The sequence below is a fragment of the Klebsiella sp. 141240 genome, assembly GCF_050600805.1.
GTDB lineage: Bacteria > Pseudomonadota > Gammaproteobacteria > Enterobacterales > Enterobacteriaceae > Klebsiella > Klebsiella aerogenes.
In genome coordinates this window covers 143,108-166,385 of sequence record NZ_JAQIRK010000003.1, presented here as the reverse complement: position 1 = coordinate 166,385, position 23,278 = coordinate 143,108, and the positions used below count along the sequence as shown (strand labels likewise).

21 protein-coding genes are annotated in these 23,278 nt (G+C 58.4%); 5 read left to right on the top strand and 16 right to left on the bottom strand.

The genetic code is table 11. The features are described from left to right. Positions 1-31 precede the first annotated feature (31 nt). The 11 genes from paaK to paaA are packed head-to-tail and all read right to left on the bottom strand — an operon-like array spanning position 32 to position 9,550. Positions 32-1,348: a phenylacetate--CoA ligase PaaK gene (gene paaK / locus PGQ95_RS06570; RefSeq protein WP_004224503.1), complete on the bottom strand. Its 1,317-nt coding sequence runs from the start codon at positions 1,346-1,348 to the stop codon at positions 32-34. A 26-nt stretch (positions 1,349-1,374) separates the two neighbouring features. After that, entirely contained in the window at positions 1,375-2,580 is a 1,206-nt protein-coding gene (gene pcaF / locus PGQ95_RS06565) for a 3-oxoadipyl-CoA thiolase (protein ID WP_430917385.1), read from the bottom strand. Then, positions 2,580-3,002: a hydroxyphenylacetyl-CoA thioesterase PaaI gene (gene paaI, locus PGQ95_RS06560; protein WP_023279988.1), complete on the bottom strand. Its 423-nt coding sequence runs from the start codon at positions 3,000-3,002 to the stop codon at positions 2,580-2,582. Before paaI ends, pcaF begins: the two co-directional genes overlap by 1 nt. After that, positions 2,992-4,413 (bottom strand): 3-hydroxyacyl-CoA dehydrogenase, encoded by a 1,422-nt coding sequence (locus PGQ95_RS06555; RefSeq protein WP_430917383.1) that lies wholly within the window; start codon positions 4,411-4,413, stop codon positions 2,992-2,994. Before PGQ95_RS06555 ends, paaI begins: the two co-directional genes overlap by 11 nt. Before the next feature lie 3 nt (positions 4,414-4,416). Continuing rightward, a complete protein-coding gene (gene paaG, locus PGQ95_RS06550; RefSeq protein WP_316424018.1) occupies positions 4,417-5,205 on the bottom strand; it encodes a 2-(1,2-epoxy-1,2-dihydrophenyl)acetyl-CoA isomerase PaaG in 789 nt (262 codons plus the stop codon). A 2-nt stretch (positions 5,206-5,207) separates the two neighbouring features. Further along, positions 5,208-5,975 (bottom strand): 2,3-dehydroadipyl-CoA hydratase PaaF, encoded by a 768-nt coding sequence (gene paaF, locus PGQ95_RS06545; protein WP_113373222.1) that lies wholly within the window; start codon positions 5,973-5,975, stop codon positions 5,208-5,210. Then, positions 5,972-7,042, bottom strand: coding sequence for a 1,2-phenylacetyl-CoA epoxidase subunit PaaE (paaE, locus tag PGQ95_RS06540; RefSeq protein ID WP_430917380.1), 1,071 nt, complete (start codon positions 7,040-7,042; stop codon positions 5,972-5,974). Before paaE ends, paaF begins: the two co-directional genes overlap by 4 nt. A 7-nt stretch (positions 7,043-7,049) precedes the next feature. After that, entirely contained in the window at positions 7,050-7,547 is a 498-nt protein-coding gene (gene paaD, locus PGQ95_RS06535) for a 1,2-phenylacetyl-CoA epoxidase subunit PaaD (RefSeq protein ID WP_136026575.1), read from the bottom strand. Between the two features lie 11 nt (positions 7,548-7,558). Then, a complete protein-coding gene (gene paaC / locus PGQ95_RS06530; protein WP_213793924.1) occupies positions 7,559-8,314 on the bottom strand; it encodes a 1,2-phenylacetyl-CoA epoxidase subunit PaaC in 756 nt (251 codons plus the stop codon). A 7-nt stretch (positions 8,315-8,321) separates the two neighbouring features. Then, on the bottom strand, positions 8,322-8,609 hold the full coding sequence (paaB, locus tag PGQ95_RS06525) for a 1,2-phenylacetyl-CoA epoxidase subunit PaaB (protein ID WP_004224492.1): 288 nt from the start codon (positions 8,607-8,609) through the stop codon (positions 8,322-8,324). A gap of 11 nt (positions 8,610-8,620) precedes the next feature. Then, positions 8,621-9,550: a 1,2-phenylacetyl-CoA epoxidase subunit PaaA gene (gene paaA, locus PGQ95_RS06520; protein ID WP_025713674.1), complete on the bottom strand. Its 930-nt coding sequence runs from the start codon at positions 9,548-9,550 to the stop codon at positions 8,621-8,623. A 286-nt stretch (positions 9,551-9,836) separates the two neighbouring features. Here paaA and paaZ point away from each other — a divergent pair, with 286 nt between their 5' ends. Together paaZ and tynA are read left to right on the top strand one after the other, a co-directional pair. Next, entirely contained in the window at positions 9,837-11,882 is a 2,046-nt protein-coding gene (gene paaZ / locus PGQ95_RS06515; protein ID WP_430917378.1) for a phenylacetic acid degradation bifunctional protein PaaZ, read from the top strand. Positions 11,883-12,065: 183 nt separating this feature from the next. Next, entirely contained in the window at positions 12,066-14,333 is a 2,268-nt protein-coding gene (tynA, locus tag PGQ95_RS06510) for a primary-amine oxidase (protein WP_430917376.1), read from the top strand. A gap of 2 nt (positions 14,334-14,335) precedes the next feature. Here tynA and PGQ95_RS06505 read toward each other — a convergent pair whose 3' ends face one another. Then, a complete protein-coding gene (locus tag PGQ95_RS06505; protein WP_430917374.1) occupies positions 14,336-15,286 on the bottom strand; it encodes a zinc-dependent alcohol dehydrogenase family protein in 951 nt (316 codons plus the stop codon). 259 nt (positions 15,287-15,545) lie between these two features. Beyond that, positions 15,546-17,045, bottom strand: coding sequence for an aldehyde dehydrogenase family protein (locus PGQ95_RS06500; RefSeq protein ID WP_395226332.1), 1,500 nt, complete (start codon positions 17,043-17,045; stop codon positions 15,546-15,548). A gap of 235 nt (positions 17,046-17,280) precedes the next feature. Between PGQ95_RS06500 and feaR the strand changes: the two genes are divergently transcribed. After that, on the top strand, positions 17,281-18,189 hold the full coding sequence (gene feaR / locus PGQ95_RS06495) for a transcriptional regulator FeaR (RefSeq protein WP_430917372.1): 909 nt from the start codon (positions 17,281-17,283) through the stop codon (positions 18,187-18,189). Here the strand turns inward: feaR and PGQ95_RS06490 are convergent, their stop codons facing one another. The 3 genes from PGQ95_RS06490 to PGQ95_RS06480 are packed head-to-tail and all read right to left on the bottom strand — an operon-like array spanning position 18,190 to position 21,336. Next, positions 18,190-18,513 carry a YdbL family protein gene (locus tag PGQ95_RS06490; RefSeq protein ID WP_015366327.1) on the bottom strand — a complete coding sequence of 108 codons (324 nt, stop codon included), beginning with the start codon at positions 18,511-18,513 and terminating at the stop codon, positions 18,190-18,192. 7 nt (positions 18,514-18,520) lie between these two features. After that, positions 18,521-18,706, bottom strand: a complete 186-nt coding sequence (locus PGQ95_RS06485; protein WP_015366326.1) for a YnbE family lipoprotein — start codon at positions 18,704-18,706, stop codon at positions 18,521-18,523. Beyond that, positions 18,703-21,336 (bottom strand): YdbH family protein, encoded by a 2,634-nt coding sequence (locus tag PGQ95_RS06480; protein ID WP_430917370.1) that lies wholly within the window; start codon positions 21,334-21,336, stop codon positions 18,703-18,705. Before PGQ95_RS06480 ends, PGQ95_RS06485 begins: the two co-directional genes overlap by 4 nt. Positions 21,337-21,522: 186 nt before the next feature. Between PGQ95_RS06480 and PGQ95_RS06475 the strand changes: the two genes are divergently transcribed. Together PGQ95_RS06475 and PGQ95_RS06470 are read left to right on the top strand one after the other, a co-directional pair. Beyond that, positions 21,523-22,023: a DedA family protein gene (locus PGQ95_RS06475; RefSeq protein WP_087859452.1), complete on the top strand. Its 501-nt coding sequence runs from the start codon at positions 21,523-21,525 to the stop codon at positions 22,021-22,023. Between the two features lie 146 nt (positions 22,024-22,169). Further along, on the top strand, positions 22,170-23,159 hold the full coding sequence (locus tag PGQ95_RS06470) for a 2-hydroxyacid dehydrogenase (RefSeq protein WP_015366323.1): 990 nt from the start codon (positions 22,170-22,172) through the stop codon (positions 23,157-23,159). The last annotated feature ends 119 nt before the right edge of the window (positions 23,160-23,278 follow it).

The window sequence follows — 23,278 nt, the reverse complement described above, 5'->3', positions numbered from 1 at the left end:
AAAGGCCTCAGCCGGGTTACCGGGGAGAGAATTAACCGCTAACCACCGCTTTACGCAGGTCGAATACCCGACAGGCTTTCCCTTCAGAGCGAGGAATGCTGCCGCAGTTGACGATAGTAATATCGGTGGAGATCCCGACCATCGACTTAATACGGTGACGCAACTGATGGCAAATCTGGCAGCGTTGTTCATGACTTAACGCCAGCCCGCTCTCTTTCAGCTCAACGCGTACCGCCAGCGAATCAAGATGACCGCGGCGATTGACCTCTAACTGATAGTGCGGCGCCAGGTGTTCAAACTTGAGGATCTCCTCTTCCAGCTGCGAGGGGAAGACGTTAACCCCGCGGATAATCAACATATCGTCGCTGCGTCCACTGATGCGATCCATGCGGCGCATGGTCCGCGCGGTTCCCGGCAGCAGGCGCGTCAGGTCGCGGGTACGATAGCGGATCACCGGCAGCGCTTCTTTGGTCAACGTGGTAAACAACAGTTCGCCATGCTCGCCATCCTCCAGCGGCGTACCGTCGTCCGGGTTGACGATTTCCGGGAAGAAGTGGTCTTCCCAGATGGTCGGGCCATCAACGGTTTCCAGACACTCCATCGCCACCCCCGGCCCCATCACCTCTGACAGACCGTAAATATCCAGCGCGGTGATCCCCAGGCGGCGCTCGATTTCCGCGCGCATCGCCAGCGTCCACGGCTCGGCGCCAAACACGCCGACCCGCAATGAACAGCCGCGGGCATCGCCGCCCATCTGGCGCTCCAGCTCTTCAATCAGATTCAGGCAGTAGGACGGCGTCACCATGATCATATCCGGCTGGAAGTCGCGGATCAGCTGCGCCTGTTTTTCGGTCTGTCCGCCGGACATCGGGATCACCGTCGCGCCTAAACGCTCCGCGCCGTAGTGCGCGCCAAGGCCGCCGGTAAACAGGCCGTAGCCGTAGGCGACGTGAATTTTATCTTTCGCTGAACCTCCGGCCGCACGCAGCGAACGGGCGACAATATTGGCCCAGTTATCAATATCGTTTTGCGTATAACCTACCACCGTCGGTTTGCCGGTGGTGCCGGAAGAGGCGTGAATGCGCACCACCTGCTCCATCGGCACCGCAAAGGTATCGAAGGGATAGTTGTCGCGCAGATCTTGTTTAGTGGTACAGGGGAATTTTTTCAGATCGTTTAATTCCCGAAAATCGTCAGGGTGCACACCGGCGGCGTCGAATTTGCGGCGATACATCGGCACATTTTCATACGCATGCTTGAGCGTCCATTTCAGGCGCTGGGTTTGCAGGGCCTGCAGTTCATCACGCGATGCGGTTTCAATCGGATCTAATTTTGTAGTAGTTATCATTGTAGGGTACTCGCAGGTAAATTAGCTCACACTCGCTCGAGGATCATGGCAATGCCCTGACCCACGCCAATACACATCGTACACAGCGCATAACGTCCGCCCCGGCGTTGCAGCTCAAGGCTGGCGCTGAGCGCCAGCCGCGCGCCGCTCATGCCCAGCGGATGGCCTAACGCGATGGCGCCGCCGTTGGGGTTCACGTGCGCCGCATCATCCGGCACGCCGAGTTGTCTGAGCACCCCCAGCGCCTGCGCGGCGAAGGCCTCATTCAGCTCAATCAGGTCCATATCGTTAATATTGAGCCCGGCTCGCTCCAGCACTTTACGCACTGCCGGTACCGGCCCCAGGCCCATCAGGCGCGGCTCAACACCCGCCGTCGCCATCGCCACAATACGCGCGCGCGGCGTGAGCCCCTGCACGCTGGCCTGCTGTTCACTGGCGATAATCAGCGCCGCTGCGCCATCGTTAACGCCGGATGCATTTCCAGCCGTAATGACCCCGCCTTTCCGGAACGGCGCTTTTAATAGCGCGAGTTGCTCAAGCGTGGTTTCCGGTCGAGGATGCTCATCATCGCGTACCGCGCTGACCGCTCCTTTCTTGCCGATGATCTGCACCGGCACGATTTCCTGCGCCAGAATGCCGTCGCGCTGGGCCTGCGCCGTGCGCTGTTGGCTGCGCCAGGCGAAAGCGTCCTGATCGACTCGGCTAATATTTAACAATTCAGCTACATTCTCTGCCGTTTCCGGCATGCTGTCAGTTCCGAATTGTTGCGCCATGAGCGGGTTCACAAAACGCCAGCCAATCGTGGTATCAAAGAGTTCCGCCTGACGCTGGTACGGCGTGCTGGCTTTTCCCATCACGAATGGCGCGCGCGACATCGATTCGACGCCGCCGGCAATCAGCAGATCGGCATCGCCGGCTTTGATCGCCCTGGCGGCAAAACCGATTGCATCCAGACCCGATCCGCACAAGCGGTTAATCGTGGTGCCCGGTACGGTATGCGGATAACCGGCCAATAGCGTCGCCATGTGCGCCACGTTGCGGTTATCTTCACCGGCCTGGTTAGCACAACCGAAAATCACATCATCAATCGCTGCCGGATCGAGCCCGGGGTTACGGCTTAGCAGCTCACGCAGCGGGATCGCCGCCAGATCGTCGGCGCGGACGCCGGCCAGCGCTCCGCCGTAGCGGCCAATCGGCGTGCGGATCCCGTCACAAATAAAGGCGTCGCGCATTACACTTCTCCCGTGATTGTGCCGCCGATGCGGTGCGATTTGCCGCGGAACAGGGCCACAATCTTTTGCTGTTGATTAACAATTTCGATGTCGTAGACGCCGGTCAGCTTGCCCTGCTGTTTGACTCTGGCGGTGGCGACCAGCCTGTCGCCGGCAAACGCCGGACGAAGAAAATCAATGCTCGCCGCCGAGGCCACCGCCGCCAGCCCCTGGCTATTACAGGCGTAAGCGAAAGCGGTATCGGCAAGCGTAAATAGTTGACCGCCGTGACAGGTTTGATGGCCGTTAAGCATGTCCGCCGAGACGGTCATGCTCATCTGCGCAAAACCGTCGTCCATTTCGATAAGTTCGATCCCCATCTTTCTGGCGCAGGTATCTTTTTCGTACATCACGCGCGCGTTGCGCCACGGATCATTGCTCATGGTGCTTCTCCATCAGCGCCTTCTGGCGCAACAGGGAACTGGGGCGATAGCGCTCCTCGCCATAATGGTGTTGCAGGTTCTCCAGCAGTTGCAGCACCCGCCGCCAGCCAAGGCTTTCTCCCCACGCCAGCGGGCCGTACGGATAGTTGACGCCAAGGCGCATGGCGGTATCGATGTCTTGCGGGCTGGCGACGCCTTTTTGCACCGCATCCAGCGCTTCGTTAATCAGCATCGCCACCGTGCGCCACACCAGCAGGCCGGGATAATCGGCAATACGCAGCACTTTCTTGCCCTGCTGCTGGAAGTAATGCACGGCCTTGTCAGTGGCCGCAGGCGCGTTGGTCGCCGCTGCGGCCAGCACCACCGTATCGCTGGCGCACAGGTCATACACCACCACCGGGCGGTGATGCTTAACGCTTAGCGCCAGCGCGGTCTCGCCTTCGGTCTCCAGCAATAAGAGCTCATCGAGCTCTGTGACACTGTCACTTATAGCTATAATGGATTGAGCGCCAATAGATACCGGCGGCAGCGCCGCGTCCGGCTGCGTCTCCGCGGGCCAGCGATAGACGCCGTGACCGCTCTTTTTACCCAATCGCCCGGCCAGCGCCAGCTCTTGCTGGAGGAGCGACGGCAAGTAACGGCGGTCCTGCCAGAAGGCGTTAAACACCGAACAGGTCACGGCGAAGTTGACGTCCTGGCCAATCAGGTCAGTCAGCGCCAACGGTCCCATCGGAAAACCGCCGCCGTCACGCAAAGCGGCATCGATAACCTCAGGAGCGGCAACCTGTTCTTCCAGCGCGCGCCAGGCCTCAGCGTAGAACGGACGCGCTACGCGGTTAACGATAAAACCGGGCGTTGAGCGGCAGCGCACCGGCTGTTTCCCCCAGCCGCTTACGCACTGGCACAGCTGCTCGACCACCTCATCAGACGTCTCGAGCCCACTCACTACCTCGACCAGTTTCATCACCGGCGCCGGATTAAAAAAGTGCAGCCCGGCCACCCGCTCCGGGTTTTTGACCCCGGCGGCGATGGCGGTAATCGAAATAGACGAGGTATTACTGGTCAACAGCGTTGACGGCGCGCATATCTCCGCCAGCTGTGCGAACAGCGCCGTTTTGACCTCCAGCCGTTCAGAGGCCGCTTCAATTACTAAATCTGCGTCGGCAAGCGCGGATAAATCGTGGGCCGGATGCAGGCGCGCCAGCAACGCATTGGCCTGCTCTGAGGCCAGTTTGCCGCGCTCGACACGTGATGCCAGACGCCTGGCAATGCCGTCGATCGCCTGGGCGATCGCGGTTGCATTAATATCGAAAATAAGCACCGGATGTCCGGCGGCAGCGGCCACTTCGGCAATACCGGCCCCCATGGTGCCGCTGCCAATCACCGCCACGGTGGCTAAAAATGTTGTCATGGCCTATTTCCCGCTGAACTGTGGTGGCCGTTTGGCCAGAAACGCGCTGACCCCTTCGCGGTAATCATCGCTGCGCCCGGCCAGGCGCTGATAATCGCGCTCAAGATCCAGCTGCGCATCGAGACTGTTGGTTTCAGAAGCCATCAGCGCCTTTTTAATCAGCCCAAGACCAAACGTCGGTTGCGCCGCCAGATGGCGCGCCAGCTGCAGACTGGTATCCGCCAGTTCTGAATCGTCCACCAGTTGCCAGATAATCCCCCACTGTGCGGCCTGTTCCGCGCTGAGGCTATCGCCCAACAGCGCCAGCCCCATCGCGCGCGCACGGCCGGCCACCCGTGGCAGGAACCAGCTGCCGCCGCAGTCCGGCACCAGGCCGAGCTTGCTGAACGCCATCACAAATTTGGCCGAACGCGCGGCCAGCACGATATCGCAGCCCAGCGCCAGGGTAGCGCCCGCGCCGGCGGCAACGCCGTTGACCGCGCAGATAACCGGCTTCGGCAGCGCCGCCAGACGGCGTACCAGCGGGTTATAAAAACGTTCTACCGACAGGCCGAGATCCGGCGGCGGGCCGCTGGGGTCGACATTGCGGTCGTTCAAATCCTGGCCGGCGCAAAAGCCGCGACCAGCGCCGGTGATCAGCAAGCAGCGCACGCCGTCATCACGCTCGGCCTGCTTCAGACATTCCGCCAGCTGTTGATGCATCAGATCGTTAAAACTGTTGAGGCGGTCCGGGCGATTGAGGGTAATGGTCATGACGCCCTGTTCCACTGCGCTGAGAATGAAAGCTTCCACGATTAGCGTCCTTTAAATTCCGGTGTACGTTTTTGTAAGAAGGCGTCGATGCCTTCGCGACGGTCCTCGGTGGCGCTCAGCAGACTAAACAGCTGGCGCTCCTGTTGCAGACCGGCCTGCAGGCTGACTTCCTGCGACAGGCGCAGCGACTGTTTTGCCGCCCGTAGCGCCAGCGGCGAATGGCTGGCAATGGTGGTTGCCAGTTTCAGGGCATACTCATCGGTTAACGCCGCCGGATGGATATCGCTAACCAGCCCGGCCTGCTGCGCCTGGCGGGCGTCAATACTCTCACCGCTCAGCACCATCCGGCTGGCCAACGCCTTGCCAACGCTGCGGATCAAACGCTGGGTGCCGCCCGCGCCCGGCATAATGCCGAGGGTAATTTCCGGCAGGCCAAAGCGGGCATTGTCACCGGCAACAATCAGGTCACACAGCAGGGCCAACTCGCAGCCGGCGCCAAGCGCGTAGCCGTTGACCGAAGCGATGAGCGGTTTAGTGAAAGCATCGATACGCGCCCACAGCCGCGGGCGAACATCATCAAGCGTGGCTGGCAGATCTTTTTCCGCCATCTCGTTGAGATCGGCCCCGGCGGCGAAAAAACGCGCGTTACCGCTGATAACGCATACGCCGACGCTGTCATCAATTGACGCCGCCTCCAGCACCTCGGCAATCTGGGTTAAGAGGGCATTGTTCAGCGCGTTGCGGGCCTGCGGGCGGTTCAGCGTCAGCTGTAACACCCGGCCATGACGGTGGATCAGCAGGTCACTCATGCCATCCCCCGCGCGTCAAAGTCGACCACCACATCGCCGCTGGTTGGCAGCGACTGGCAGCTCAGCACGTAACCCGCCGCCAGCTCATCCGCTTCCAGGCTGTAATTGGCGGCCATCGCCACTTCACCGCGTAGCACTTTGCATTTACAGGTAGCGCATACCCCGCCCTTACAGGCGAACGGCAGATCGGCGCCCTGACGCAATGCGGCATCCAGGATGCTGTCGTCTTCGGCGCTGAGGGCGATAAGCCGATCGCGCCCATCCTGGCGGATGGTCACCGTGCGCCCTTCCGCCTGCACACCGGCAGCGCGCTTCACATTGCCGCCTGGCGTATTGAAGCGTTCGAGATGAATGGACTTCTCCGGCACGCCAAGTTCGCGCAGCGTCGTTTCCGCCTCATCCATCATCACCGCCGGACCGCAGATAAAGGCCTCGTCGAAACGGCTAAAATCCAGCAGATGGTCAGCGAGCTGGCGCAGTTTGTCGCCGTCAATGCGGCCCTGTAGCAGATCGCTGTCCATCGACTCCTGGCTAAGCAGATGTATCACCTGCAGGCGCTGCGGATAGCGGTCTTTTAAATCGGCCAGCGCCTGGCGGAACATCATGCTATGGCTGCTGCGGTTACCGTAGATCAGCGTGAAGCGGCTTTGCACCTCGGTCGCCAGCGTCGCGCTAATGATAGCCATCATCGGCGTGATCCCGGAACCGGCGGCAATCGCCAGATATTCACCCTGCCGTTCAGCCTGCGGTTGATAACCGAAATGCCCCTGCGGCACCATCACCTCCAGCTCCATACCCTGCTGGATATCGTGCTGGGCGTAGCGCGAGAAGCGCCCGCCGTCGATGGCTTTGACCGCGACGCTAATTTCCCCTGGCGTGCGGCTGCGACAAATGGAGTAACAGCGGCGCAGTTCTTCGCCGCCCAGACGGGCTTTTAGCGTCAGATGCTGGCCCGGGCGAAAACAGTATTCCGCCTGCAGGGCTTGCGGAATCGCAAAAGTGATGGTCACCGCATCGCGGGTTTCCGGCTCGACTCTCGCCACCTTAAGCGAATGGAACGTCGTCATGGCAACCTCAAATACATTTAAAGTAATCAAAAGGTTCGCGGCAGCTGTCGCAGCGATAGAGCGCTTTACAGGCCGTGGAACCGAATTCGCTAATCAGCGAGGTATGGGTGCTGCCGCAGCGCGGACAGCTCACCTCAGCGGGCATGTCCGCATGGCAGGCGTGCCCCTGGGGCGGGCTGATGCCGTACTGGCGCAGGCGCTCGCGGGCATCCTGACTCATCCAGTCGGTGGTCCACGGCGGATCCAGCTGCAGGACGATATGTACCGGCACAAAGCCATGCTCGCTCATGACCGTACGGATCTCGCCCAGCAGATGCTCCGTCGCCGGACAGCCCGAATAGGTCGGGGTAAAGCCAATCACCCAGCCGTCGCCGTGGCGCGCGACGCTGCGCACCATTCCGAGGTCGGTGATGGTGAGTACCGGCACTTCCGGATCCGGGATCGCGCTTAATAATCCCCAGATGGTGCGAACCTCTGCAGGAGCGATATCGGCAAGACGTTGCATAGTCACCTCACTTACCACTGCAGTCCGGGATGCGAACGCTGCAGATACTGCATCTCCGCCAGCAGCGGGCCGAGATGTTCACTGTGCAGCCCCTGTTTGCCGCCGCTGCGGAAGACAGCTTCCTGCGGGATCTGTAGCCCAGAGTCAAGCAGCGCGGTTTGCACAATGCTCTGCCACTCGGCCTGCAGTTCACGCGGATCAACCGCAATGCCCTGCTCAACCAGGCTGAGCTCCACTTCATCAGCCAGGAACAGTTCGCCGGTGAAGCGCCACAGATTGTCGACCGCCTGCTGCATTTTGCGGTTTGATATCTCGGTGCCGTTACCCAGTCGCTCCAGCCAGCCGCGGCTAAAACGCTGGTGGTAACGCACCTCTTTCAGCCCTTTAGCGGCAATGGCCGCCAGCTGCGTATCGCGGCTGTTCACCAAGCGGCTGAACAGGGCGACGTGCCAGACGTCGATAAAGAACTGGCGGGCGATAGTGTCGGCAAAATTGCCGTTTGGCTGCTCCACCAGCAGCAGGTTGCTGAACTGGCGCTCATCGCGGCCAAAGGCCAGCGTATCTTCGTCGCCGCAGCCATTAAGCTCGGCGGCATAGCTTAAAAAATTGCGCGCCTGGCCGAGCAGGTCGAGGCCGATGTTGGCCAGAGCAAGATCGATCTCGAGCTCGGGCGCATGGCCGCACCAGGCGCCTAAACGCTGGGCCAGAACCAGACCATTGTCGCCAAGACGCAGGGCGTAGGTGGCTACGGGGTTAGGGTTATTCATCGCCGCCTCACATATGTTCCATGCCGTCCGGCACGGTATAGAAAGTCGGATGACGGTAGACTTTGCTTTCCGCCGGGTCGAAGAATTCGCCGCGTTCTTCCGGCTGCGAAGCAACGATTTCGCTGGCCTTCACCACCCAAATTGAGCAGCCTTCGCTGCGGCGGGTGTAGGCATCGCGGGCATTCTCCAACGCCATTTGATCATCGGCAGCGTGCAGACTGCCGACGTGACGATGGGATAACCCCTGTTTGCTGCGAACGAACACTTCATATAACGGCCAGTAAACTTTGCTCATGTTGTCTCTCCTCATGCCGCGCTGCGGGCCTGCTGTTTTTGCGCATGGGCCAGCGCGGCTTCGCGCACCCATTCGCCCTCTTCCCAGGCCTTACGCTTGGCGGCCAGCCGCTCGTGGTTGCAAATGCCACGGCCGCTAATCACCTCGTTAAATTCCTGCCAGTCGATTTCGCCGAAGCGGTAGTGGCCGCTGGCTTCATCAAAGCGCAAATCCGGGTCCGGTACGGTCATACCGAGGATCTCTACCTGCGGCACGGTGTTATCGACGAAGCGCTGACGTAGCTCGTCGTTGGAGTGCAGTTTGATTTTCCACGCCATGCTGCGGGCGCTGTTCGGCGAGTTGTCATCGTTGGGGCCAAACATCATCAGCGCCGGCCACCAGAAGCGGTTAATGGCGTCCTGCAGCATCTGCCGCTGCGCGTCATTACCCTGCGCCAGCGCCATGCAGGCTTCAAATCCCTGGCGCTGGTGAAAGCTCTCTTCTTTGCAGATTTTGACCATCGCCCGGGCATAGGGGCCGTAGGAGGTCCGGCACAGCGCCACCTGGTTGACGATGGCCGCGCCATCGACCAGCCAGCCGATCACGCCGATATCGGCCCAGCTGAGGGTCGGGTAGTTAAAAATAGAGGAATATTTCATCTGCCCGTCGAGCATTTTCTGATACAGGTCTTCTCGGGCGCAGCCCAGCGTTTCCGCGGCGCTATAGAGATACAGCCCGTGTCCGGCCTCATCCTGTACCTTAGCCAACAGAATCGCTTTACGGCGCAGCGTCGGCGCGCGGGTGATCCAGTTGCCTTCCGGCAGCATGCCGACGATCTCCGAGTGCGCGTGTTGACCTATCTGACGAATCAAGGTCTTACGGTAGGCATCCGGCATCCAGTCCTGCGGTTCGATGGCCGTTTCCTGCGCGATGCGCTGGTCAAAGCGTTGTTCTTCTGTCACGTCATCACCTTTATGATTCCGATATTCACAACAAAAACATTTATGTGAATCACTTTGTTTATTGAAGGTTACATATTGGTTAAATAAAACCACAAATTTTGTTTGTTCTTTTTGTGATGATAACCGCAAAACCTTTTGTAAATAGCATTAATAACAGTCACATAAACAAAAACCCCAATTAACCACCGATCACAATGTTAATAAAATATTAAATATAGACTTGCATTTTATGATTCATAAAAGAACTATTTATAGTAATCATGCGTAACACATTTGGAGATTTGCGATGCAGCAGTTAGCCAGTTACTTATCCGGCGCCTGGCAGACCGGCCGGGGCCGCGCCCGTACTATCCATCACGCCATCACCGGCGCGGCGCTTTGGGAGGCGACCAGTGAAGGCCTGGATATGGCGCAGGCGCGTCGTTTCGCGATTGAACGCGGTGGCAAAGCCCTGCAGGCGATGACCTTTATTGAACGCAGCGCGATGCTGAAAGCGGTAGCAAAACGGTTGCTGGAGCAGAAAGACGAGTTCTACGCCATCTCCGCGCAAACCGGCGCCACTCGCGCCGACAGTTGGGTGGATATTGAAGGCGGTATCGGTACTTTGTTCACTTATGCCGGGCTCGGTAGCCGCGAACTACCGGACGATATCCTGTGGCCGGAGGACGAGCTAATTCCGCTCTCCAAACAGGGCGGTTTTGCCGCACGTCATGTGCTGACCTCGAAGTCGGGCGTCGCCGTACATATCAACGCCTTCAACTTCCCCTGCTGGGGAATGCTGGAAAAACTGGCGCCCACGTGGCTTGCCGGTATGCCGGCTATCATTAAACCGGCAACCGCTACCGCCCAGCTCACCCAGGCGATGGTAAAAGCGATTGTCGACAGCGGCCTGGTGCCGGAAGGCGCCATCAGCCTGATTTGCGGCGGCGCGGGCGATCTTCTCGACCATCTCGATAGCCAGGACGTGGTGACCTTTACCGGCTCTGCCGCCACCGGCCAGCAGCTACGGACTCACCCTAACCTGGTGGCCAAATCTATTCCCTTTACCATGGAAGCAGATTCGCTCAACTGCTGCGTATTAGGTGAAGACGTCACGCCGGAGCAACCGGAATTTGCGCTGTTTATTCGGGAAGTGGTCCGCGAGATGACGGCGAAAGCCGGGCAAAAATGTACCGCTATCCGCAGAATCATCGTGCCACTGGCTCAGTTTAATGCGGTTAGCGATGCACTGATCTCCCGCCTGCATAAAGTAACCGTCGGTGACCCTGCGCAGGAGGGCATTAAGATGGGGGCCCTGGTTAACAGCGAACAGCGTCAGGATGTGCAGGATAACGTCAATAAACTGATTGCCGCCGGCTGCGAAGCGCTACTCGGCGGACAGGCAGATCTTAACGCTGATGGCGCGTTCTTCCCGCCGACCCTGCTGTACTGCCCGCAGCCGGATGAAACGCCAGCGGTTCACGCCATTGAAGCCTTTGGCCCGGTGGCGACGCTGATGCCGTATCGCGACCGCCAGCATGCGCTCACGCTGGCACGCGCCGGCGGCGGTAGCCTGGCTGGTACGCTGGTCACCGCCAGCGGCGAGCTGGCGCGTGAGTTTATCCTTGGCGCCGCACGCGCGCATGGCCGTATTCAGATTCTGAACGAAGCATCCTCCGTAGAATCAACCGGCCACGGTTCGCCGCTGCCGCAGCTGGTACACGGCGGCCCCGGCCGTGCTGGCGGCGGAGAAGAGCTCGGCGGACTGCGTTCGGTGAAACACTATATGCAGCGTACCGCGATTCAGGGCAGCCCAACGATGCTGGCGACCATAAGCCAGCAGTGGGTGCGCGGCGCTCAGGTGAGCGAAGACCGCATTCACCCGTTCCGTAAATACTTCGAAGAGATCCAACCTGGCGATAGCCTATTAACCCCGCGCCGAACGCTGACCGAAGCGGATATCGTTAATTTCGCCTGCCTGAGCGGCGATCACTTCTACGCGCACATGGACAAAATCGCCGCCGCCGAGTCGATTTTCGGCGAACGGGTGGTCCACGGCTATTTCCTGATTTCAGCTGCGGCCGGGCTGTTCGTTGATGCCGGCGTCGGGCCGGTTATCGCCAACTACGGCATGGAAAACCTGCGCTTTATTGAGCCGGTCAAACCGGGAGACACCATTCAGGTTCGTCTGACCTGTAAGCGGAAAACGGTTAAACGTCAGCGCAGCGCCGATGAAAAAGCCACCGGTGTGGTGGAATGGGCAGTCGAGATTTTCAACCAGCATCAGCAGGCGGTGGCGCTGTATTCCATTCTTACCCTGGTGGCGCGCCAGCAGGGAGACTTCCCGGCGTAGTCAACACGCAGGTACCACGCGCTTAATGCCTCTACGGAGGCATTTTTTACGTCCGTCTGGCAAAACTGACAAACAAGCTGGCAAAAGCAAACAAACGTTCGCGGGCGGCAGACTGCTAGGGTAAGCGTAACAAAGCCGACATTCGCAGCGGCAACAACAACACAACAATAAGATGAGGTCACAATGGCAAACGGCTTGATGTTTTCCCCTCGTAAAACCGCGCTGGCGCTGGCTGTCGCGGTGGTTTGCGCCTGGCAATCACCGGTTTTCGCTCACGGTAGCGAAGCACACATGGTGCCGTTGGATAAAACGCTGCAGGCGTTCGGCGCCGATGTGCAGTGGGATGACTACGCGCAAATGTTCACCCTGATAAAAGACGGCGCTTACGTCAAAGTAAAGCCCGGCGCCAAAACGGCGATCGTCAACGGTAAACCCCTTGATCTACAGGTGCCGGTGGTAATGAAGGAGGGTAAAGCCTGGGTCTCCGATACCTTTATCAACGATGTGTTCCAGTCCGGTCTCGATCAGACCTTCCAGGTCGAAAAGCGCCCTCACCCGTTAAACTCGCTCTCGGCGGCGGAAATCAGTGACGCAGTGACCATTGTTAAAGCCGCGCCGGAGTTCCAGCCAAATACCCGCTTCACTGAGATTTCGCTGCACGAGCCGGATAAAGCGGCGGTATGGGCCTTTGCCCTGCAGGGAACGCCCGTTGATGCCCCGCGCACCGCCGATGTGGTGATGCTTGATGGCAAACATGTCATTGAAGCCGTCGTCGATCTGCAAAACAAAAAAATCCTCTCATGGACGCCGATTAAAGGCGCCCACGGGATGGTGCTGCTCGATGACTTCGTCAGCGTGCAGAACATCATCAATGCCAGCAGCGAATTCGCTGAGGTGCTGAAAAAGCACGGTATCACCGATCCCAGCAAAGTGGTCACCACCCCGCTCACCGTTGGCTACTTTGATGGCAAAGATGGCCTGCAGCAGGATGCGCGTCTGCTGAAGGTCGTCAGTTATCTCGATACCGGCGACGGCAACTACTGGGCGCACCCGATTGAAAACCTGGTGGCGGTGGTCGACCTTGAAGCGAAGAAAATCATCAAAATTGAAGAAGGCCCGGTGATCCCGGTCCCAATGGAACCCCGTCCTTATGATGGTCGCGACCGCAACGCCCCGGCGGTGAAACCGCTGGATATTACCGAACCGGAAGGCAAAAACTACACGATCACCGGCGATACCATTCACTGGCGGAACTGGGATTTTCATCTGCGCCTGAACTCGCGCGTCGGGCCCATTCTCTCGACGGTGACTTACAACGATAACGGCACAAAACGCCAGGTAATGTATGAAGGTTCCCTCGGCGGGATGATCGTCCCCTATGGCGACCCTGACGTCGGCTGGTATTTCAAAGCCTATCTGGACTCCGGCGATTACGGCATGGGCACCCTAACATCGCCGATTGTTCGCGGTAAAGATGCGCCGTCAAATGCGGTACTGCTGGACGAAACTATCGCCGATTACACCGGCAAACCGACCACTATTCCAGGCGCGGTCGCCATATTCGAACGCTATGCCGGGCCGGAATATAAGCATCTGGAAATGGGCAAACCCAACGTCAGCACCGAACGCCGGGAACTGGTGGTGCGCTGGATTAGTACCGTCGGGAACTATGATTATATCTTTGACTGGGTGTTCCATGACAACGGCACCATCGGTATCGATGCCGGCGCCACCGGCATTGAAGCGGTGAAAGGCGTGATGGCGAAGACCATGCACGACCCCAGCGCCAAAGAGGATACCCGCTACGGGACGCTGATCGACCATAATATTGTCGGCACCACTCACCAGCACATCTATAACTTCCGCCTCGACCTCGATGTGGACGGCGAGAACAACACCCTGGTGGCGATGGATCCTGAAGTGAAGCCAAACACCGCCGGCGGCCCGCGCACCAGCACCATGCAGGTGAATCAGTACACAATCGATAGCGAGCAGAAAGCGGCGCAGAAATTCGACCCTGGCACCATCCGCCTGCTGAGCAACACCAGCAAAGAGAACCGCATGGGTAACCCGGTCTCTTACCAGATTATCCCTTATGCCGGCGGCACGCATCCGGCGGCGACCGGCGCCAAGTTCGCCCCGGACGAGTGGATATATCATCGTCTGAGCTTTATGGATAAACAGCTGTGGGTGACGCGTTACCACCCGACAGAGCGTTATCCGGAAGGGAAATATCCCAACCGTTCCGCCCAGGATACCGGCTTAGGGCAGTACGCGAAGGATGATGAGTCGCTGACAAACCACGACGACGTCGTGTGGATTACCACCGGCACCACTCACGTCGCGCGCGCCGAAGAGTGGCCGATCATGCCGACCGAATGGGCGCATGCGTTGCTCAAGCCGTGGAACTTCTTTGACGAAACCCCAACCCTTGGCGAGAAGAAAAAGTAATCTTAACCCGCGGTGAAATCGAGCAGGATTTTACCGCCTCTTCCCGGCTGGCCTGCGGCGGCAATCGCCTCACGCCAGTCGCACAGCTTTATCACCTGCGCCGCGGGCTGCGCCGTGGTCGGCAGTTGTCGCCAGATCCCGGCAAACGCCGCCTGCCACGCATCAACGCTGAGTGTCGGTAAGGCCTCCCGCAGATGAAATTTGCGTACCGATGCGCTGCCTCGCGTCTGGATGAGCGGTTTACCGGATAACAAGCCATAAGAGACCAGCGTTGACGACACCGGCAGTACCGCCAGCAGAAAATTCGCCAGCTCACCGCCAACCGCGTCAAACACCAAATCGCTGTACTGACTGACTTGTTCAATCAGCGCGCTATCGCCTTCAAGTAGCGGGTAGACGCCATACTGCTGCAAGCGCGGGATGTGCTGCGGCGAGCGAATAATACCGCTGACCGATCGCGCCCCCATGGCGAGCGCCCATTGCGCCAGCAAACTGGCGCAGGACGATGAAGCAGCGGTCAAAAGCACATGCTTTCCCGCTACCGGCCAGCGCGTGAGCATCAGCATCGCGGTCAGCGGATTGATATAGCCGCGCGCGGCCACGATGTCATCGATGTCTTCAGCGACCGGCACCAGCCAGCGCGGGTCAATATCAAGATAACGCTGCCAGGTTCCGGCGCCGCGTAGCGGTAGGACCCGCTGCCCCAGTCGTGGGCGCCCACTCGTCGAGTCTTCAATCACCACCCCAACGCCTTCATAGCCCGCCACCGATGGCAGCGTCGTACGATGGCGGTAAGCGCCGGTAATGGGGATCAGATCGGAAGGGTTGACCGGGGCATAGCGCATTTGTACCCGAACAAGTCCGGGCGCCAGCGGCGGCAACGGCAGGTGATGCAGCGCGAGCACCGTTTCCGGCGCGCCGTACTGCTGATAGCAAAGCGCATCATTCCACATAGCGGGGCAACATCAGAAAAAAGAGCGCCGATCATAGCAAATCAGCGCTCAGGGGGAAGAGGTATGTCCAACCACCGGGGAGTTTCCCGGAGGCGGCGCATTGCGCCTTCTCCGGGCTACCAAATCGCACAATGCTGTAGCCCCGGTAAGCGATAGCGCCACCGGGGAGTTTACCGCAGGCGGCACATGGCGCCTTCTCCGGGCTACCAAACTCCACCACGCTGTAGGTCGGATAAGCGTAGCGCCATCCGACAAAAAATCAGTAGCGCACGCACACCGATTTGGTTTCGCACCAGTCGTCCAGCCAGTCCGGGCCAAAATCGCGCCCGGTACCGGACTGCTTCATTCCGCCGAACGGCAGGTTGGCATCAATCAGCGTATGGCTGTTAACCCATACCGTACCGGCCTGCAGGCGATCGGTATAGTTCAGCGCCTGAGTCAGGTCGCGGGTCCAGACGCTAGCGGTAAGACCGAAATCGCTGTCGTTGGCTAAACGTAGCGCCTCTTCGCCATCGGCGACGCGCACCAGGTTTACCACCGGGCCGAACACCTCTTCGCGATTCAGGCGCAGCCCGGAATCCGGATTAATCACCAGCGTCGGCGCAATATAAAAACCGTTGCCATTTGGCCCAACGTTACCGCTAATCAGCTCGGCGTTTTGTTGACGCGCTTCATCCAGATAAGCGGCAACTTTGGCGCAGTGCGCCTGCGACACCACCGGGTTAATCTGCGTCGTTTCAACCATTCCCGGCCCCACCTGCAGCGACTTAACCGCCTGCTCAAAGCCTGCCACCAGGTTATCAAACAGCGGCGCTTCGATATAGATCCGCGAACTGGCGGCGCATACCTGCCCCTGATTGAGGAAACTTCCGGTCATTAACCCTTCAATCACCCACTGCGGGTCGGCATCTTTCAGCACGATGGCCGGGTTTTTGCCGCCGAGCTCAAGGGTTACGCGAGTCAGACGGTCAGCTGCCGCGCGGGCAATATGCTTGCCGGTGGCGGTCGAACCGGTGAAGCTCACTTTCGCTACCTGCGGATGGGTAGTTAAGGCCGCGCCGCACTCGCCGCCGCTGCCGGTGACAACGTTAAAGACGCCATCCGGGATCCCGGCTTCCGTTGCCAGCTCCGCTACCCGTAGCAACGTTAACGGCGTCGTCTCGGAGGGTTTAATCACAATGGAACAGCCAGAAGCCAGCGCCGGCATCACTTTCCACATGCCGATCATCAGCGGGAAGTTCCACGGAACAATCCCCGCCACTACCCCAACCGGCTCTTTACGGGTCCACGCCTGATAGCGCGCGCCTTCCGGGAACGGAATGGAAACGTCCAGCGTACGGCCGCTGATTTTGGTGGTCAGCCCGGCGGTGTAGCGCATCCAGTTGAGGGTGCAACCGACTTCAAACGCGCGCGAAATATTGATCGACTTCCCCTGTTCAAGGGTTTCGAGCTGCGCCAGCTCTTCACCATGCTGTTCCACCAGATCGGCGAAACGCAGCAGGATCCGCTCGCGGTCGGCCGGCGTGCGCCCGGCCCAGCTACGGGCGACAAAAGCGCGCCAGGCGGACATCACCGCGCGGTCAACGTCGGCGGCATTAGCATCTGCCGTAGTGGCAATCGCCTGGCCGGTGGCCGGGTCCCAGACGGTTAAGCGTTTTTCACTCTGCGCCGCCTGCTGGTTGCCATCAATATATAAGCCATGCTGTCTATCGAGAAACTGCTGTACGCTGGCGAGCAGCGCGACCTGTGATGTGGACATGCGACTTCCTTATTGTTCGCGGATAGTGAACACAGTCTAGGATGGGTCAGCCATTTGCGCTTTTTTCTCTGTGACAATCGTTGTTGCCGCTGTGACAGGTCCCGCAATTAAGCACCCAGAAAGGCGGTGAAATGTGCCGCAGGTAATAGTTCTTTCATATACTCCACGCTGCGCTCTTGCCACTCACGGCATAAATGCAACAATGCAGAAACATTATTTTTACAAGGTGCAGACGATGGCGACGGTAGAAAGCGGGCAGGACTATCAGCGTTGGTTAGCAAAGATTAATCAAGTGTGCGGCCATTTTGCCGCTCGTCCGCTGGGCGACGAATTCCATGGCGAGATTGATGCAAGCTATACCGGTAGTCTCAAAGTCAGTACCGTCACCGCCCGCGGCGTCAATCTTTACCGCACCCGTAACGAAATCAAACGCGACAACGACGCCTGGTTCTATACCGTTTTTCAGCTCGACGGCCAGGCGGCAATCGAGCAGGACGAGCGCCAGGTGGTGCTCGAGGCCGGCGATATCACGCTCATTGATGCTTCTCGTCCCTGCTCTATCTTCTGGCAACACACGTCAAAACAGGCTTCGCTGCTGCTGCCTCGCCAGCTCGTGGAAAGCCAGCTGCACGGCAGCGACATCAGCATCGCCACCCGGCTGAAAAAAACGCTGCCGATGGTCCAACTTAGCCAGCGGCTGCTGCAAGAAAGCATGCGCAGCCCGGCGCTCTCAGAAAGCGAAGGCGAAGCGGCGCTGGAGGCCATCGTCTGTCTGCTGCGACCGATGCTACAGCAGCATGAAGCGCCGCCGACGCGCCGCGACAAGCAATTTCAAAAAATCATGGCGTTGATTGATGAGTCGATACAGTCGGAACAGCTGCGTCCGGAGTGGTTGGCCGGGGAAACCGGCATGTCGGTACGCAGCCTGTACCGCCTGTTTGCCGATAAGGGTCTGGTGGTCGCGCAGTATATTAAAAACCGGCGTCTTGACCTGTGTGCCCGGTCGTTACAAAACGCGCATGATGAAGAGAAACTGGCGGGAATTGGCTACAGTTGGGGCTTTAGCGACCATAGCCATTTTTCAACGGCGTTTAAGCAGCGCTTCGGCGTGTCGCCCGGCGAATACCGCAAGCGCTATCGTTAACTATTTGCGCAGCCATTTACCGTTAATCCCCTGCACATATTCCCCCGGCTGCGCCCGGGCGACCAGCTTCTGCCCGGCCATTTTCGCTACTTCATCCACCGGCAGGTTATTGTCATCCGCCAGTTGCTGATAACTTTCGCTGCGCGCGGCATTAATCTGTTTAACTAACGCCAACGTCTGCGCATCCTGTTTCAGCGGCGCCAGATAGCCGTTCAGCGTTTCTCCTACTCGCCCCTGCGCCCGCGCCTCATTCAAGGTCAGCGCCAGCGCCGGGCTACTCAACAGCATTAACGCCAGGGTGGCAGTCAGCAGTCGTTTTCTCATCATCGCCTCAGAACAGATCGCTACGCGACTTCAGCAAATTTTCGACGTCCTTATCCACCTTAATATGAATCTCATGCTCAATTTTGACATTCATATTGATGGTGATCGGCTCCTTGGACGCGGCGATTTCAATACGCGGCGTACAGCCTGCCAGCAGCAGGGTCGCCAGCGCCGCGGCGAACAGTTTTATCATTTTGGTTCCTTACATGTATCCGTACAGCGCGGGGCGGGCAGTTTCGCATTCTGCTCAAGCCATGCCTGCAAATTATCGCCGAAGCGCAAACTGCGCCACAGATCGAAAATATTCTCTTCATGGGTATAGTTTAAATGCACGGTGCTGCTTTTTCCGTCCACTCGACTGGTGCCGCTAATCGCCGCGCTCATCGTCAGCTTGCCAAGATTATCAAGGTTGATACGCGTCCAGGATTTCGAGACCTCCATATAGCGCAGCCAGTTAATCGCCGCGCCCGCGGAGACATTATCGGCCACCAGCGCATCGGCGGTGTCTTTATCCAGCCGCAGGGTCATCGGGCCGGGGTTGCTAAACCAGCCGTCTTTAATGATCCATTTCTCGTTGTTCAGCCATAGCGGTAACGCGCCGTTAAACGCGCCAGAGACCGCAAATTGTTTTACCTTGATGGCGCTGATTAATTCACTACTGGATATATTCTGCAGACGCAGCAGCGCCGGCTGGTGCTGCGGCATCCTTAGCTGCTGCATGGTCAGCTTGCCGCCAAGGATATCAACATTGACGTTGCTCAACTCCAGCGGATCCTGCTCGCTCCAGGGCCATGTTCCCTGGAGATCGGCGCTGAGGTTTTTGGCGGTAAACTGGTTGACGATTTCGCCAATACGCAGCGAAACCGGACGGCGGGTACCGAGCTGCCAGCTCCCGCCGCTGAAGCGGAACGGCAGAACAAAGTCGACGCCGTTGATCTGGTTGTCCGGCATCCAGGCGCTACCGCCTTTTAAGACCCCATGCCCACCGGCCTCAAAGCCCTGCCCGGCGGCCGCGGAAAATGCTACCTGCGCATACATATCACCTTCACGCAGGGTCATTTTCCAGTCCGGCGGGATCAGCGGCTGGAATACGCTTAGCGCCTGTTTCGGCCACCATGCCTGGCCACGCAGGCGTTCGCCGTCCCAGCGCCCGGTCAGACGAATCGGGCCGATTTTCTCCGCGTGTAATGAGCCGTTGAACAGGAACCAGGTCGGATCGCGGCCATCAATATTAAATTTGAGCGTTGACGGCGGCAACACGCTGCCGCCGCTGAAGGTGGTTTTACCGGCATCCAGCGACAACGCGCCGCTAAATTTCGGATGCTGCTCATTACGCAGCCAGTGAATGGGTTTATCGAGGGTCAGGCGCGGCGTGCTGACCAGCATGGTGCCGTACTGTAGCTTATCGAACCCGGTCGACAGGCTGTTAAGGATAATGGCGCTGTCCCGCCACTCACCGGCGCCTTTCACATCCCAGCGCGCCTGCATCGGCGTAAAGTGACCATCGCCCCAATAACGCCACGACCAGCGACCGCGGTCGGGCATAAAGTTGTCGGCCTGCCCATCCAGATGCAGAGTAAAATCGCCCATTTCCTGTTCATGGGCGCGCAGTATCGCCTGCAGGCGGCCATCCACTCCCTGCTGAGTCACTTTCACCCCCGCCAACGGCAGGCGGATCTCATCGATATTCAGCGAGTCGATCACCCTCCCGCGCGAGCGCAGCAGCGCCCCGGGATGAAAAGCCAGCTCTGGCGTCATCAGCGGGCCGCTCAGTTTAGCGGGCAGCACGGCATAAAAAATCATATCGTCGAGCTTGGCTTCGCCGGTCAGGCTAAGCGGCATGTCGCTGTGGTCCATACTCAGCTTACCTGGGCCGATATTCAACACGGCGTTCCCCTTACCCGCTTCGCCGTGCGTTAACACGTTGAGCCGGCCGCTGATTTCCATCTCTTCGGTGCCTTTCTGCCAGTCGCCAACCGATAGCGCAACCCGCCCGCTAAGCGGATAGCCGGCATACACCGCGTTCCAACGCCCATCGCTGATGGTGATACGTTCAGGGGTTATCTCCCACGGCAGGTCGAGCATCGGCTCAACCTCGCCGCGCGGCGTGACCAGCAGCTGGCCGCGGTTTTTCTGCCATTCCAGTTCCGCATCCACCAGACCCGGCGTTTGCGGGAATTCGAAGGTGCTGACCAGATGACCATCGACCGGTAGCCCATCCGGCACCAACGGCATTTCGAATTCACCGACCAGCTTAACCGGCGCCTGATCTTCCACCAGCCGCGCGCTGAAATTGCTGACCGTTAAGGTCTGGCCGCGCAGTTTCGCCTGTAGCGTAACCTCTTTGCCGGAATAGCCGATATCCTGCTGCCCAGGCGTCAACGACATCACCAGTTTCCCTTGCCATTTTTCCCACGGCGACAGGCGCAGATTGTCGATAGTTAACCAGCTATACGGCAGCATCGATTGCCACTCGGCGAGGGTTCGCGGCGCGCCGGAGAGCGGCTCGCTGGCGGGGATCTTAGCCAGGCATGCGCTATTGATATCCAGTTCACTCAGGTGTAGCCGCCAACGGCTGGGACGGGTAAGGCGCGCATTGCTGACGCGAGCAATTTCACAATCGCCCACCAGGTAGCGTAGATCGGGGATGACCAGCGAGGAGCGCGTCAGGCGCGGACTTTCACCAAGCGAGATACGCGTCCCGACCGGCAGCCAGATACCCGCCAGCGTCGGAACCCAATGCGTTAATGTGGCCAACAGGGCCAGCGGCAGCAAAATAAGTGCTAATAACAGCGCAAGAGCGGCTTTATATTTACCCTTCATGGGCAGTCAAATCCTGATTCTAAGTATAAGCCGATAGGCGCCTATTGTGGCACGTTCGACCCGCGAGTGAAAGTTAACGTCCTGATTAAGGATAGTCGCACTCATTTCTGCTGAATAACTATTTAGTCTTCGTTTAAATTGTGCCTGCGACACTTGGAAAAACAGGTAATAAGGAGCCGTTATTTCGTGGAGCTCATTATCTCGCTGATCGAACGCGCGCAGAGCCACTATTCATTGGTATTACTGATTGTTTTTCTACTGACGTTCAGTAAATCCTGCGCCCTCATTTCTTTTGTGATCCCCGGCACCTCCGGTTTGCTGGTGCTCGGGGCGCTGGCGTCAACCAGCATCGGTCATTTCCTGCTAATGTGGCTAAGCGCCAGCCTGGGCGCAATCGGCGGATTCTGGCTCTCATGGCAAATTGGCCGTCGCTATCAGCATCATCTGCCGCGTCTGCGCTGGCTCAGTGCCGAGCGAGTACTGCGCAGCCAGCTATTCCTGCGCCGTCACGGCGGTTGGGCAGTATTCTTTGGCCGCTTTCTGTCGCCGCTGCGCGCAACGTTACCGCTGGTCACCGGCGCCAGCGGTACCTCGCTATGGCGTTTCCAGATTGCCAATGTGGCATCGGGTTTACTCTGGCCATTTATCCTGCTGGCGCCGGGGGCATTCAGCCTCAGTTTTTGGTGAAACGTATTGTCTTTTAAAGAGATTTCTTAAGACTGCGATATGCTCTAGAATTAATATCATAACCTGATGATTAAACTAATTTTTAATATTTGTAAGATTATTTTAATTATGCTACCGTGACGGTATTATCACTAGAGGAAAGCCTTATGAAAATCGCTGTTTATAGTACCAAGCAGTACGATAAAAAGTATCTGCAGCATGTTAACGACGCATACGGCTTTGAACTGGAATTTTTTGACTTCCTGCTGACCGAAAAGACCGCGAAAACGGCCAACGGTTGTGAAGCGGTATGTATCTTCGTTAACGACGACGGCAGCCGCCCGGTGCTGGAAGAGCTGAAAGCCCACGGCGTGAAATACATCGCGCTGCGCTGCGCCGGGTTTAACAACGTCGATCTTGACGCGGCTAAAGAGCTGGGCCTGCGCGTCGTGCGCGTTCCGGCCTACTCGCCGGAAGCCGTTGCTGAACACGCCATCGGTATGATGATGTCGCTAAACCGTCGCATCCACCGCGCCTATCAACGTACCCGCGATGCCAACTTCTCGCTAGAAGGGCTGACCGGCTTCACCATGTACGGTAAAACCGCAGGGGTGATCGGCACCGGCAAAATTGGCGTCGCAACGCTGCGGATCCTCAAAGGTTTCGGTATGCGCCTGCTGGCGTTTGATCCCTATCCGAGCGCGGCGGCGCTGGATCTCGGCGTTGAATATGTCGACCTGCCGACGCTGTACGCGCAGTCCGACGTCATCTCTCTGCACTGCCCGCTTACCAACGAAAACTATCACCTGCTCAATCAGGCGGCGTTTGATCAGATGAAAGACGGCGTGATGGTCATTAATACCAGCCGCGGCGCGCTTATCGATTCACAAGCGGCTATCGACGCGCTGAAGCATCAGAAAATCGGCGCGCTGGGAATGGACGTGTATGAAAATGAACGCGATCTGTTCTTTGAAGATAAATCGAATGATGTCATCCAGGATGACGTGTTCCGCCGGCTCTCCGCCTGCCACAACGTGTTGTTTACCGGTCACCAGGCGTTCCTGACCGCTGAAGCGCTGATCGGTATTTCCGAAACAACGTTGGGTAATCTGCAACAGGTTGCTAAAGGCGAAACCTGCCCGAACGCGCTGGTCTAAGTATCTTTCCCCTTTTGTGCTCCCCGCTAGCGGGGGGCACATTCAGACAATCCCCACAGATCCTGCCTGCATTACAGTTACACTGTTTTTCGTTTTATTGATATGACAAATGTTTTGGA